Below are 13,492 nucleotides of genomic sequence, written 5' to 3' on the forward strand. Positions count from 1 at the left end.
CCACCCCCATCCCCTTGGCGTGTGCAGGAGGCCCCTCGCCTACACCTCGCCGGCGGCCCTCAGTTCGGTTCGCGGATCGCGTCATCCAGCCCGCGCAAGAGCGGATAGAGGAAATACGAGATCACCGTGCGCTGGCCGACCTTGATTTCGGTCGATACGGTCATGCCCGGCAGCAGCCTTACCGGCACGTCCGAGGCGTTCAGCCTTGTATCCGCAAGCAGGATGCGAGCCTTGAAGAAGGGTGCGGCCGGCTGGCTGGGCGTGGTGGTTTGTTCCGGCTGCTGGCCGGTCATGAACGTGTCCTGGCTGATCGTGCGGACCTCGCCAGATGCAGTGCCGTATTTCTGGAAGGGATAGGCGTCGAGCTTGATGCGGGCTTGCCTGCCGACGGCGATGCGACCGATGTCGCGGGTGTTGATCGAGACTTCGGCTTCGAGCGGCACGTTGATCGGCACCAGCGTCACGATCGGTTCGGCCTCGCGCACGACGGAGCCGACCGAGCGCTGGGCGAGATCGAGCACGACGGCATCGGCGGGGGCCGTCAGCGCCACCATGTTGCGGCGCAGCTCCATCTTCTTCAGTTCTTCGCCGGCCATGTCGCGCTGGCCGCGCAGGTCCACCAGCTGCTCCATGGCGGCACGGCGGAAATCCTCGATGAAGGCCTGGCGGTCGGCGCGCAGTTTCGCATAGGCGTGGGCCGCTTCGTCCGCCTTGCCGCGCACGGCGGTAATATCGGCCTCGACATCGAGGCGGGCGTCGCGCGAGCCGAGCATGGTCAAGAGCGAGCCGCTTTCCTTGTCATAGAGCTTCTTTCGCGTCGCCTCGATCTGCGAAAGGTTGTCGCGCCGGTCGTTCAGCACGGCCTCCTGATTGCGGTTTGCCGCAAGCACCGAGGATTGGCCGGCGATCTGCTGTTCGAAATTCTGCATCTGCGCCATGTAGAAGGCGCGCCGCTGGCCGAAGAGCTGCAGCTGCAGCTGCTCGTCCTGCGTGTTGCCGGCGATCTTCGAATAATCCTCGCCGGTCAGCTCCGCCTCCAGCCGTTTTACCTGGGCGTCGAGAGCGGAAAACTTCGCCTTCAGCTGGCCGACATCGGCCTGGCTGAAGGTCGCGTCGAGGGTGGCCAGCGTCTGGCCGGCATGCACCAGCTCGCCGGCCTTCACGTCGATCGTGCGGATGATCGAGGTTTCGAGCGGCTGGACGACGATGGTCGGCTGGGTGGTGACGAGCTTGCCGGGCGCAATCACCACCTCGTCGATGGAGGAGACGGAGGCCCAGGTGATCGCCGCGCCAAGTAACGCCGTGACGCAATAGAGGGTCATGCGCGCGACACGCGGCGGCGCGCGTTCCTCGAGCTCGACCGCGTCGGACTGGAACTCGGCGATAACAGGCGGCAGCGGCGGGCGGGCGATGAGCGCATTGCCTCTATCCTGGCCTCTATCCTGGCCTCTGTCCTGACCCCTGGCCTGACCCTTATCCTGGTCCTTGTCCGAGGGAACCGGCAAATTGTCGTCTGATTTTCTGACATGCGCGTTCATGCGACCTGCCTCATCTGCTGTGCCCACAGGTGGCGGTAAGTCATGCAGCGCGACACGAGCTGATCGTGCCGGCCGATATCGGCGACCTTGCCGCGATCGATGACGAGAATGGCATCGGCATCGACGAGCGTCGAAAGCCGGTGCGAGACGATGACGACCGTGCGCCCGGCGGCGATGCGGCTGAGATTGTCGCGGATGATCGCCTCGCTGTCAGGGTCGAGCGCGCTCGTCGCCTCATCGAAGATCAAGAGCTTCGGGTCGGTGATCAGCGCTCGCGCGATGGCCAGCCTCTGCTTCTGGCCGCCGGAAAGGTTGGCGGCATTTTCTTCCAGCATCGTGTCGAAGCCGCGCGGCAGGCGCTCGATGAACTCTTCCGCACCGGCGATGCGGGCGACCTGCATGATCTCCTCGATGCTGGCATCGGGCTTGGCGGCGGCGATATTGTCGCGCACCGTGCCTCGAAATAGGAAATTGTCCTGCAGCACGACGCCGATGCTGGTTCGAAGATGCACGAGGTCGATCTCGCGGCTGTCATAGCCGTCCATGCGCACCAGCCCCTCCTGGCTCTGGTAGAGCCCCTGGATGAGCCGGGTAATGGTCGTCTTGCCCGAGCCGCTCTTGCCGACCACGCCGAAGACCGAGCCGGCCGGAATGGCGAAGGAGACGTTGTCGAGCGCCGGTGCGGCATCCGGCGCATAACGGAACGAGACCCTGTCGAATTCGATGCGGCCATGCAGGTGCGGGCGCACCCCTCGTCCGCGGCCCGCCTGTTCCGGCCGCTGGTTCATGATCTCGCCGAGCATGCGCACCGAAAGCGCCACTTCCTGATATTCATGGACCATGGTGACGATCTGCACCAGCGGTCCCGAGACGCGGCCGGCGAGCATGTTGAAGGCGACGAGCGCGCCGATCGTCATGGCGCCCGAGAATACGTCCAGCGCGCCGAGGCCGATGATCGCGACACTCATCAGCTTTTCCAGAAGCCCGGTCATCGACTGGGCGAAGGTCGAGATCTTCTCGACACGGAAGCGCACGGAGATCGACTGGGCCGAATAATCGTCCCACACCTTGCGCTGGCGCGGCTCCAGCGCCAGCGATTTGACGGTGCGCATGCCATGCACCGTTTCCACCAGCAAGGCCTGCCGGTCGCCCTCCGCCTGATAGAGCGCCTTCAGGCGGCGCTGGAACGGGCCGACGAGCAGCATCACCACGAGGCCGACGAGCGCTGCGAAACCGAGCACGACGAGCGTCAGCTTGACGCTGTAGAGAAGCAGGATCGGCACGAAGACGAAGAGCGACACGCCGTCGAGAAGTGTGAGGAACAGCCGGCCGGTCAGGAATTCGCGGATGCGCCCGGTCTGCTGCATATGCTTGACGAGAACGCCGGCCGAGGCCTGTTCGAAGAGCGCGATCGGCAGGTTGAGCAGATGGCCGAAGGTACGGGTCGCAACCCGGATGTCGATCCTGTTCGTGGCATAGAGCAGCAGGTAGCGGCGCAGGAAGCTGAAGGTCGCGTCGAAGATCAGCGCGATCCCGATACCGATGGTCAGCACCGTCAGCGTCGCATAGCTCTGGTGCACCAGCACCTTGTCGATGACGAGCTGGAAGAAGATCGGCGTCATCAGCCCCAGGCCGTAAAGCACGAAGGCGGCGAGCCCCACATCGCGGAAGAAGCTTTTCTGTTTGAGGATCTCGGGGACGAACCAGCGGAAGCCGAAGGGCCGGTCTTCGTCCGACATGCGATAGTTGCGCTTCAGCAGGATCACCGATCCGAGCCAGGCCTTGGCGAACTGCTCTTCGCTCAGCATCATCACTTCGGCGCGCGAGGCGAGCGGGTCGAGCACCCGGATCCTCTCATCCTCGCCCTCGCCCACGGCGCCTGCGATCACCACCCAGTTGCCGTTGGTCAGCTCCGCCAGCACCGGGAAGGCCTCGCCGAGCTGGAACAGGCTTCGCCAGGTGAGATCGACATGCTTCGCCCTCAGGCCCGCATCCTTGGCCATGCGCAGCAGCTGGCGCACGGCGACGGGATCGTTGCCGATGGCATAATCGTGCTGCAGCCGCTCAGGAGAAAGATCGACGCCGTGATGGCGCGCGACGAGCGCAAGACAGTGCAGATTCGTATGCAGAAAACCACTCATGGCCCACCCGAAACAAAAGAGACCGAGGATCGACGATGATCAGTTGAAGTTCGGCGAAGCGTTCGAAGCGCTGGCCTGCGCCGCCTGGATATCGGCAGCCGCCGCGGCCGACATGTCGCCGATCCGGCGAACAGCACCCGCCTCGACAAGGCCGCCCAGCGCCTTCTGCATGAGATCGACTGCATTGGCGAAGGCGTCGACCGGCAGGATGATGCGCTGGCGGAAGACCGGCTTCGGATTGTTGTTGGCATCGCGGTCGGTGGCCGACAGCGACATCAGGTCGATGCGCACGATCGTGCCGGTGATGGTGATTTCACTGATACCGTCTGCATAAAGTTCGCTGCTCATTGTTCTCTCCTCTGGTTGACGTCAAACTTTTCGGTGCGATGCGTGCGTATCGTGCCGCCATGCCGGAAACGGATCGCGAAGACCGACGGCGATCTCCGGATCGAAACCCGTCTCCTCCCCGGTCAGGCACTCGTCCAGTGCGGCGCAGATGGCTTGCCTGTCGAAACCGGACCCGATGAAGACCAGCTCCTGGCGGCGGTCGCCCCAGACCTCGTCCCAATGCCTGTCGATCAGCTGGCGGAACTGCGGATGGCGCGGCCATTGCGCCTGCGGCACCGACGCCCACCAGAAGCCTCTGGTGCCGATGCGGCATTGCGTGCCGGCAATCGACAGAAGGCCGATCTCGTCGGGCCGCGTCGCCAGCCAGAAATGCCCTTTCGCCCTGATGATGCCGGGCAGCGGCTGTTCCAGCACGCGGGCGAGCCGCGCCGGGTCGAAGGGCCGGCGGCTGCGGTAGACGAAGCTTGCAATGCCGTATTCCTCGGTCTCAGGCACATGGTCGCCCCAGCCGAAAAGCTCCTTGTGCCAGAGCGGGTGGCGGGCGGCCTTCGCCTCGGAAAAGAGGCCGGTATCCATGATCGCGGCAAGCGGCACCTGGCCGAAGACCGCCTCGATGACGCGGGCATCGGGATTGAGTGCGGCGATCACCTTGCGAACCTCTGACAGCATGGCGCACGGCACGTCGCCGGCCTTGTTGATGATCACGACATCGGCAAATTCGATCTGCTCGACGAGGAGCTCCACGAGCTTGCGCTCGTCGTCCCCGTCGCGCCGCTCGCCGCGATCGGCCAGCAACTCGGCGCTCCGGTAATCGGCGAGAAGATTGACCGCGTCGACGACGCAGACCATCGTGTCGAGCTTTGCCACGTCGCAAAGGGCCGCCCCGCTCTCGTCGCGGAAGGAGAAGGTGGCGGCCACCGGCAGCGGCTCGGCAATGCCGGTGCCCTCGATCAGCAGATAATCGAAACGGCCGGCGGCGGCGAGCCGGCGAACTTCGCTCAGGAGATCGTCGCGCAGCGTGCAACAGATGCATCCATTGGTGAGCTCCACAAGCGTCTCGTCGGTGCGCGAGAGGTCTGCACCCCCCTCGCGCACGAGATCCGCATCGATGTTGACCTCGCTCATATCGTTGACGATGACAGCAACGCGACGACCTTCCCGATTACTCAATACATGATTGAGAACAGTCGTCTTGCCGGCGCCGAGAAACCCGGCGAGGATGGTAACCGGCAATCTGTTGTCTGTACGCATCATCGATATTACTCGTTACACACGCTTGGTCTGACATCCTCGCGGCTTTTGTATTCACGCAATTCCGGACGCAAAACCGCTGCGCACTTTTGCTGGAATTGCTTCAGGCCGCGAGCTGCGGTTTGAATCCCACATCCACATAGTAATTCGTGCTGTTGTAGCTGCTCGTCGGGAAGAGCCCCGCCGAGCCATAGGCATAGACGCCGTTATTGCCTGATGGCGCCTTCAGGTCCCCGTTGGTCACGTCGCTGCCGAAGTAATTGCCGGTCGCCGAATAGTTGCCGTTGGTCGAGTAGGAGACGACGTAGGTCGTATCCGCCTCTATGGCGATCTGCTGGCTGAGTTGGGCGGTCTGCCAGCCGCTCGCCGTCTCGTTGTCGAACGTGACGCTGCCGAGCAGAGTGCCGGACGCCGTCCACAGATAGCCGCTGTGCGGGCCCGTATTGTCGGCACCCTTGTAGAAGCGGATCGAGGTGATCCAGCCGGCGGCATCGGCCTGGAATTGCATGCCGAGATTGACCGGCTGGTTGTCGTTGACGGAGATGACGGCGGGCGTCGCGTTTGCCGCAAAGAGGTTCTGCTCCGGCCCTGCCGACGGGTTGTTGGCGGTGAGCGCGACCTGGGCCGAGGCCGTGCCGCCCTTGCCGTCCGATATCGCGTAGCTGAAGCTCGCCGGACCCGCATAGCCAGCCGTCGGCGTGAAGGTCACCGTCTGGGCCTGGGCATTCCAGGCGACCGAGCCGTTGACCGCGCCGCTGACGCCGGTGATCGTCAGCGCATCGCCATCGGCATCGCTGTCGTTCGCAAGCAGCGCCGAAGCCTGGATGGTGACGGGCGTGCCCGTGTTGGTCGTAAAGCCGCTGTCATTGGCGGCGACCGGGACCGCATTCTGCGCCCCCTGCTGATAGAGCACGTCCACCCAGTAATTGCTGGCATTGTAGGAAGAGGTCGGGAACAGGCTGCCGCTGCCATAGGCATAGACGCCGTTGCCGCCGTTGACCGAACTTGCCGGCGCCGTCAGCGCGCCGCTGGTAAAGTCCGTGGTGAAGTAGTTGGCCGTCGCCGAATAGAAGCCGTTGGAATGGTAGCTCGCCACATAGGTGGTGCCGGCGGTGATGCTGACCGGCTGCGAGAAGGAAACCGTCTGCCAGCCGCTCGCCGTCTCGTTGATGAAGCTTGCCTGGGCGAGAAGCTGGCCGCTCGCCGTCCAGAGCGAGCCGACATGCGCGCCGGTATCCTGGGCGCTCTTGTAATAGGTGAGCCCGGTGATCTGGCCGTTGGCCGAGGCGATGAACTTGACGCCGAGTTCGACCGCGTTGGGGTCGTTTGCAGCTGTAACGCCCGACGTATCGGCGCCGGTAAACAGGCTCGTCGTCGCCCCGCCGCCCGGCTGCGAATTGACCGTGAGGCTGACGGTGGCCGAAGACGTGCCGCCATGCCCGTCCGCGATCGAATAGGTGAAGCTTGCGACACCGGTGTAGCCGGCGTTTGGCGTGAAGGTGACGCTGTTCGTCTGGCTGTTGAAGGTGACCGTGCCGTTCACCCCGCCGGTAGCACCGGTGATCGAGAGCGGATCGCCGTCCACGTCGGTATCGTTGGCAAGCAGGCTTGCCGCGGCAATCGAAAGCGCCGTGTTGGAATAGGTCGTATAGCCATTGTCGTTGGCGGCGACCGGCGCCGTATTTGATGTCGACTGGTTGAAGACGACATCCACCCAGTAGTTCGACGACTGATAGCTCGACGTCGGAAATGTCGTGCCCGATCCGTAGGAATAGACACCGTTGGCGCCGGCAAGGCCCGTCAGCGCGCCGTTCGTATGAGCAGTGGTGAAATAGCCCGATGTCGCCACATAGCTGCCGGTCGTGTGGTAGGAGGCGATATAGGTCGTGCCTGCCGAAATCTGCAGCGGATTGGAGAACGTCGCGGTCTGCCAGCCGGAGACGGATTCACTCCCAAAGCTGACCGTCGCAAGCAGCGTGCCGTTCGCCGACCAGATCGAGCCGGTATGCGGCCCCGTATCGCCTGATGCCTTGTAGAAGCGGATGCCCGTGATCGTGCCGCTTGCCGAAGCGGAGAATTTCATGCCGAGTTCCAGCGGCGAGTTTTCCTGGACGGCGCCGCCGGTCGGTCCCTCATTGGCGGTAAACAGGCTCTGGCCGACAGGTCCGGGATCGACGGTGAGGCTGACATTGGCCTGGTCGGTGCCCCCGCGCCCGTCCGACAGCGTGTAGGAGAAGCTTGCCGGACCGGCATAATTGGCATTGGGCGTGAAGGTGACGGTGCCGGCCTGCTTGTTGAGGGTGACCGTGCCGTTGAGAGCATTGCCGACGGCGCTGATCGTCATCGCATCGCCATTGGCATCGGTATCGTTGGCCAGAAGCGAAGCTATCGAAATCGTCAGCGTGCCGTTGCGGGAAATCGTCAGGCCGCTGTCGTCGCCGGCAACAGGCGCGCTGTTGGGTCCCGCATCGAAGACCACGTCCACCCAATAGTTGGACCCGCCGGGGTTCTGGCCGGGGAATGTGCCGGCATTGTCGCCATAGGCATAGACGCCACCGCCATCGACGGCCTTCAGCGCGCCGCTGGCATAGGTGCCGGTGAAATAATTGTCGGTGACGGAGTAGTATCCACTCGTGTGATAGGAGGCCACATAGGTCGTGCCGGCCGCGATCTGGACCGGCTGGGAGAACATCACCGTCTGCCAGCCGGAGAGCGATTCACCTGTCGACACGCCCGTTGCCAGCAGCGTCCCGTCGGCCGACCAGAGGCTGACGACATGCTCGCCGGTATTGTAGAAACCCTTGTAGAAGCGGATGCCCTGCACGGAACCTGCCGTCGTTGCCTGGAAGCGCAGGCCGAGCTCGACCGAATCGCGATCGATCGCCACTTCGGTCTCCGGCTTTTCCGCAAGCGTCCACAGGCCCTGCGTGCTGCCCGGCAGCGTGACGGTGACCTGCTTGCCGGCCGAGGGCGTTTCGAGGTTGACGCTGTCGTCGACGGCGCGCGACATGACCGTATAGGTGCCGCTTGCCTGGACCACCCAGTTATAGCTCCAGCTCTCGCGGCCGGTGGCCTTGAACCAGTGCTGGCCGCCATCGGTGGAGACTTCCACGCCGGCAATGATGCCGCCGCCGAAATCCTGCGCCGTGCCCGTGATCGTCACGTGCTGGCCTTCGACGAAGCTGGCGCCGACGATCGGCGAACTGATCGACGAGGTGGGCTTCAAGAGGTCGGTCGATTGGACCGCGAGGAATAGGCTCGCATCGAGCGTGGTCGGCTGTATCCCCATGTCCGCGAACATGTTGACCATCGCCTGCTGCACGTTGCGGTCGGTGGATGTCGTCGGGCCCTGATGGTTGTCGCTGAGGCCCCAGGACCAGAAGACGGTGCCGGCGCCGAAGACGAGCGCGCCGCTTGCCGCCCGGTACATGGTGAGGCTGTGGGTGGCGACGGCCGAACCGACCGTCGTGCCGTAATCGCGCAGATAGGTTTCCACCGAGATCGACGAAAGCGACAGGTTGACCAGTCCAGCCGGCCGGAAGCCGTTCTCGACATCGGAATCCCACTCATAGCCGAGCAGGTTCTGCACGAGATTGTAGGTATCCCCTTCATTCAGCTGGGAGACTTCGGTATTGCGCCAGAAGCGCAGGTTCGAATAGTCGTAGGGGATGGAGATCGTATCCTGGCGGTAGCCGTCGACGGTAAACATCGTGCCCGTCAGCGAATTTTCCGGCTGCTGCCCCGGATCGGCATAGCGCGGATCGCGCCAGGTGCCGGTGCCGGTATTGCTCGGATCGGTGCTCGTGCCCCAGGTCTCCTTGTAGCAGACCATGGTGCGATAGGCCTGGCCGCTGCCGTCGATGCTGCTTTCCCAGCGCACCTTCCAGTAGCACTCGTTGCCGCTCCAGAAGGCGAGGTTGACGCCGGCATCGCGTGCGGCCTCGACATTGGCGCGCTGTTCGGCAGACCAGTATTCGTCATGGCCGACGGAGAGATAGGCATCGTGGTTGAGCAGCAGGGTGCCGCTGCGCGTCGCATCGACGCCTGAAATATAGGAGACGTCGTAACCGTTCTGCTCCAGCCACGAGATGGCGGAGGATTCGACGCCGAAGATGTAATCGTGGGTGCCGCCGATCGGGCTCGTATTGGTGATGATCGGGCGGTTGTAGCTGACCGCCGAGGCGCGGCCGATGGCCTGCAGGCCGCAGCTGCAGTTCGGCGGCAGGTAGCCGATCATGTCGGCGGGATCAACAGGCACGTCGCCATAATAGAGGCTGGCGCCGCCCCAGGCATTATAGGCCTGCCAGGTCGTATCCGAGGTCTGGAAGACGATATCGCTGGTCGAGGCGTCGTCGCGCACGACGAAGGGAATGATGCTGGCATCCTCGACCCCGTCCTCGCGCACCAGCTTGGCGAAATAGACGCCCGAGACGAAATCGGAAGGGATCTGCCAGCTGGCCGACACCGACCAGTTGCCGCAATCGATGAGGCCGAGCGACATGTCGACGATCGGATGCGGCTGGATCTGCGCCGTGGTCAGCTGCTGCTCGATCGAATCCACCTTGCGCGCGCCCATGCCGCCGTAATAGCCCATACGGTAGATATCGATGCGGTAATGGGTGGAATCCGTGGCGATCTTGAAATCGACCGTTCCGCCGATATTGGTGCTGATCTCGGTGGCAAAGCCCTGGATGGTGCCGTTGCCGTCGCCCTCCAGCCCCCATTCGCTGATGGGGTTGCCCTGCTTCAGGTTCTCGAGCGCGATCTTGTTGAGCGTCACCGCTGGAACCGCAGCCGCAGGCGCAGGTGCAGCGAGCTCCACCGAACCCACGGGAGTGTCGGCGGAAACCTCCTGGCTCGGCTGCAGCGAGATGGAGGCGATCGAGGTCTGAAGGAGCAACGACGTCGTGCCGGAACCGGCGGCAGGGTCGGTCGGCGACGTGGTGGTGGTTGCCGTGCCGGTATCGCTGGTAATCCCTGTCAGCGTCGGCGCCGGAGGCAGCGTCGCGGCTTCCTGGTACGGGTCCGGGCCGAGCACTGTCTGCTCTGTTGTTGTTGTGGTTGTCGTGGTGGTCGTCTGCAGCGCCGGAAGAAGAGCCGCCGTCTTTGTGGACGTGTCCTGCGCGCCGCCGTCGCCCGAAGGCGCCGACATCGCCGTCGGCGGCAGCGAGGCGGTCTGCATGGCCCCCGAAGAGACCGACGCAGAAAGCTGCGTGATACTGCCTGTGAAGGAGGACGAGACGACGGCGCCGCCCGGATCGGCAAAGCTGCCCTGACTCGCAAAGCTAAGGGAGCCCTCGGCACTCGTGGACGATACGACCGTCGCGCTTCCCAGCACTGCGCTCCAGGCAGACGGTGCTCGACCGATACTCAACGCTCCACCAAATATACTCAGATACTCACGGTTACTAACGCGAATTCTCCGCATAAGCGGCGTCCCCTTCCCGTCCACCAGCTCCCCGGACCGGCCCCCTCAACCGGCCCGGTGAAGCAGCACTTCAAGTGATGCATTCTGGCAGTTTTCGCGCGGGACCGTACGACAGCAATCCGGGGTATGCGGGTGGTGTCTCCCTACGTCCATATGATGATGCTGCCGTATGCGCGCGGGGCTTGTCGGCGTGTTTGCCTGTGGGAGACGGGATGCCCGTGAGCCTGGGGTGGCGACTTCGTCTTCCGGCTTGCAGCGCGGCCTCTCATCTGACCCTTCGGCCCGTTCGCCCTGCACTATCGAAGACTTGACGTGATATCACATTCGATATCACAGTAACGCCATGATTGTTGTTGATGCTAACGTCATGGTTCGGCTCTGCGCTCGTCAAGACGTTCAAGCGAGATTACGTCTCCGTCAATGCCGTGCCCGATGCGCAGAGGGTTATCGACCAACTGCCGATTTGGTTCGAGCATTACAATTGCTTTCACCCGCATAAAGCTCTTGGTTACCGCTCGCCAAAAGAGTTCATAGCCGACAAGAAAAACCAACCCCCATTGTCTGGATTAATCTGATGGCAAGAACTGTGACATTGGGTCCTGAATACGATCAGCAGCTACGGGCAACGGTCATGGATGTTATGCGACAGCTCGGTGCTTCCGTCGAAAGTCGGAATCGGTCCGTCGCTGGTTCGCAGGAAATTGAGACGGTTCAGGCGCGATTAGCCGGACAAGAAATCACCGTAGAGTCAGAAACCTATATTGGCCTTTCCATCACTGGCAATGAGCACACGATCAATGAAATCTCCGAGCGAGTGAGGCAGGCCACTCAAACTATCCCAACCTGATCCCGTCCGGTATTTTGGGGGCAACTGCACTCGCCGGCGGTGGCTGTGGAATACGAGGACGTTCTCAAGCGACCAGGTACCCTTGGTGATGAACCATGGATAAGCGAAGACGAGATCGACACTATTTGGATGACCCGAAGGACGACATCTACATTGAGTGTGCGTTGACGGCGGGTGCCACATTCATCGTCAGTAGCGATCGGCACTTTTAACATCCCGCAGTGGGAGCACTCGGCATTTCGGTCATGGAGGCTGGAGATTTTGTGGCGAAACCAGCGAAAAGGAGACGATCGACATGAGTACCTATCCGCTCAGAATTGCAGATCACGTCATGGAAGAAGCTAGGCGAGCAGCGGCGGAAGACAACGTATCGCTGAATCAGTTGCTATCGGCATTCATCGCCGACGGCATCGGTCATCGACGCGCCATCATGAGCCTGAAAAATCCGGCGGCACGAGGGAATGCCGATGCAGCGCTTGCGATCCTCGATCGTACACCTGACGTCGATCCTGATCCCGCTGACGAATTGATCGAGACGCAAGGAGCGTCGCGCCGCCGCTAATCCATCCACGGCACACGGCACAACATCACCGCCTGCGTCGCTATGGCCGCGGCCGCCGGGCTCACGGCTCAATCACGCCGGAACATAGCTCAATCTGATCACGTCCTCGTCGATACGATCGCTGCCCACAAGGCGCAGCCGCGGCCGGGGCGCGGTGAAGAATGGCGTGCCGTGGCCGAGCACGACGGGATGGAAGTAGAGCTGGTACTCGTCGATGAGGCCAAGGTCGGTCAGGCTTCGCGCCAGGTCCGATCCGCCAATGCCGATTTCCCCGGTGAGCCGGTCCTTCAGCCCGCGTATGGCAGTTTCCAGGTCCCCCTCGACAAGCGTGGCATTGGGGCCGACCGATTTCAGCGTGCGCGAGACGACCCACTTCTGCCGGCTTCGCCACGCCGCCGCGAACTCGCCTCCCGCCGGCTCCCAGTCCGCATGATCTTCATCCCAATAGCGCATGATCTCGTACATGCGGCGACCGTAGACGATGGCTGCCGCGCCACGCACGCTCTCGATGAAGTGACGGAAGAGCACGGGACCGGGCGCGAATCCGTCGTGATCTATGTAACCGTCCAGCGACACGTTCAATCCGAACACAAGCTTGGCCATGCGCTCCTCCTCGCGAGACTGCGACCGGTTGCGATATACAATCGGTCACACAATAGCCAAACCAATTTCAATCCGCAATCGGTTTTTCGAATGCGAATGACATGCGGCGGTCCTCGCCGAGCGTCTCGAAATGCCTAGATATCGCCAAGCCGGAGCTCGATCAGTTCGCGCGCCAGCTCGTAAGTTCCGTTCTCGTCGTCGCCGGAGGCTTCGTCGATGATCTCGGCGGCGGTGCGGTAGACTTCCCGCTCTTCTTCGGGTGAAAGCAGGCCCTTGTTGCCAAGAATCGAGATGAGTGAATTCAAAACGGCGGCAGCCGATAGTGTAATGGCTTCGGATGTGAGACGCGCGGACTCTGGAGACATTTTAGTTCCTCGATCGGTAGAACAACGCTTTAACAATACGTCTCGGCCTGCAACAAGTTCCAAGTCGAAGGCGGGCCGGTAAGCCGGATTGATCTTATCGCGACAACAATATCTGCACCACCCCTGAAGATTGCAAGAATTGAACCGGCTTCTCCGGAAGATTTTCCCGACGGAAGCCGTCGCTTCTACCACTCTAACGGGGAGTTTCATTGCCGTGCAATCTTGATCTGTGCGAAAATGGCACAGTCATCGTTGCGACTTGTCCAGCTGCGCACTTCCTCGCGGAGGAACCCAAGCGGCTCGGGCTCCCGGGTGGAGGCCCTGATCGGGAATGCCGCACTATTGGCGGCCTGCCGCAGGCCTCGTACAATCTGGTTATGCGACATCCGAACGATATCGAAAGGCGTCC

Annotated in this window: 9 protein-coding genes and 1 pseudogene; 3 read left to right on the top strand and 7 right to left on the bottom strand. The window is 62.6% G+C overall.

Annotated elements, in window-relative coordinates; genetic code table 11:
* Positions 1–59 precede the first annotated feature (59 nt).
* The 5 genes from FHT78_RS01360 to FHT78_RS01380 form a co-directional block, all read right to left on the bottom strand.
* Positions 60–1,538, bottom strand: a complete 1,479-nt coding sequence (locus FHT78_RS01360) for an HlyD family type I secretion periplasmic adaptor subunit (RefSeq protein WP_183739490.1) — start codon at positions 1,536–1,538, stop codon at positions 60–62.
* Complete coding sequence (locus FHT78_RS01365; RefSeq protein WP_183739493.1) at positions 1,535–3,679, bottom strand: peptidase domain-containing ABC transporter; 2,145 nt, start codon at positions 3,677–3,679, stop codon at positions 1,535–1,537. Before FHT78_RS01365 ends, FHT78_RS01360 begins: the two co-directional genes overlap by 4 nt.
* A gap of 39 nt (positions 3,680–3,718) precedes the next feature.
* A complete protein-coding gene (locus FHT78_RS01370) occupies positions 3,719–4,027 on the bottom strand; it encodes a hypothetical protein (protein WP_183739495.1) in 309 nt (102 codons plus the stop codon).
* A gap of 21 nt (positions 4,028–4,048) precedes the next feature.
* Positions 4,049–5,281: a GTP-binding protein gene (locus FHT78_RS01375; protein WP_183739497.1), complete on the bottom strand. Its 1,233-nt coding sequence runs from the start codon at positions 5,279–5,281 to the stop codon at positions 4,049–4,051.
* 100 nt (positions 5,282–5,381) lie between these two features.
* Positions 5,382–10,706 carry a DUF4082 domain-containing protein gene (locus FHT78_RS01380; RefSeq protein ID WP_183739499.1) on the bottom strand — a complete coding sequence of 1,775 codons (5,325 nt, stop codon included), beginning with the start codon at positions 10,704–10,706 and terminating at the stop codon, positions 5,382–5,384.
* Positions 10,707–11,086: 380 nt separating this feature from the next.
* Here FHT78_RS01380 and FHT78_RS01385 point away from each other — a divergent pair.
* From FHT78_RS01385 to FHT78_RS01395, 3 genes and pseudogenes are all read left to right on the top strand, one after another.
* A pseudogene (locus FHT78_RS01385) lies at positions 11,087–11,281 on the top strand (integrase core domain-containing protein); the annotation flags it as partial.
* Entirely contained in the window at positions 11,281–11,553 is a 273-nt protein-coding gene (locus FHT78_RS01390) for a hypothetical protein (protein ID WP_183739501.1), read from the top strand. The pseudogene FHT78_RS01385 and the gene FHT78_RS01390, both read left to right, overlap by 1 nt.
* A 295-nt stretch (positions 11,554–11,848) precedes the next feature.
* Positions 11,849–12,115, top strand: coding sequence for a hypothetical protein (locus FHT78_RS01395; RefSeq protein ID WP_183739503.1), 267 nt, complete (start codon positions 11,849–11,851; stop codon positions 12,113–12,115).
* Between the two features lie 72 nt (positions 12,116–12,187).
* Here the strand turns inward: FHT78_RS01395 and FHT78_RS01400 are convergent, their stop codons facing one another.
* A complete protein-coding gene (locus tag FHT78_RS01400; RefSeq protein ID WP_183739505.1) occupies positions 12,188–12,718 on the bottom strand; it encodes a dihydrofolate reductase family protein in 531 nt (176 codons plus the stop codon).
* Positions 12,719–12,852: 134 nt separating this feature from the next.
* On the bottom strand, positions 12,853–13,083 hold the full coding sequence (locus tag FHT78_RS01405; protein WP_183739508.1) for a hypothetical protein: 231 nt from the start codon (positions 13,081–13,083) through the stop codon (positions 12,853–12,855).
* Positions 13,084–13,492: the final 409 nt, after the last annotated feature.

This window comes from Rhizobium sp. BK196 (assembly GCF_014193255.1).
Lineage (GTDB): Bacteria > Pseudomonadota > Alphaproteobacteria > Rhizobiales > Rhizobiaceae > Rhizobium.

Coding starts and splice junctions, on each gene's coding strand:
- FHT78_RS01360 (WP_183739490.1), bottom strand. CDS start 1,538: ATGAACGCGCATGTCAGAAAATCAGACGACAATTTGCCGGTTCCCTCG.
- FHT78_RS01370 (WP_183739495.1), bottom strand. CDS start 4,027: ATGAGCAGCGAACTTTATGCAGACGGTATCAGTGAAATCACCATCACC.
- FHT78_RS01405 (WP_183739508.1), bottom strand. CDS start 13,083: ATGTCTCCAGAGTCCGCGCGTCTCACATCCGAAGCCATTACACTATCG.
- FHT78_RS01365 (WP_183739493.1), bottom strand. CDS start 3,679: ATGAGTGGTTTTCTGCATACGAATCTGCACTGTCTTGCGCTCGTCGCG.
- FHT78_RS01375 (WP_183739497.1), bottom strand. CDS start 5,281: ATGATGCGTACAGACAACAGATTGCCGGTTACCATCCTCGCCGGGTTT.
- FHT78_RS01380 (WP_183739499.1), bottom strand. CDS start 10,706: ATGCGGAGAATTCGCGTTAGTAACCGTGAGTATCTGAGTATATTTGGT.
- FHT78_RS01400 (WP_183739505.1), bottom strand. CDS start 12,718: ATGGCCAAGCTTGTGTTCGGATTGAACGTGTCGCTGGACGGTTACATA.
- FHT78_RS01390 (WP_183739501.1), top strand. CDS start 11,281: ATGGCAAGAACTGTGACATTGGGTCCTGAATACGATCAGCAGCTACGG.
- FHT78_RS01395 (WP_183739503.1), top strand. CDS start 11,849: ATGAGTACCTATCCGCTCAGAATTGCAGATCACGTCATGGAAGAAGCT.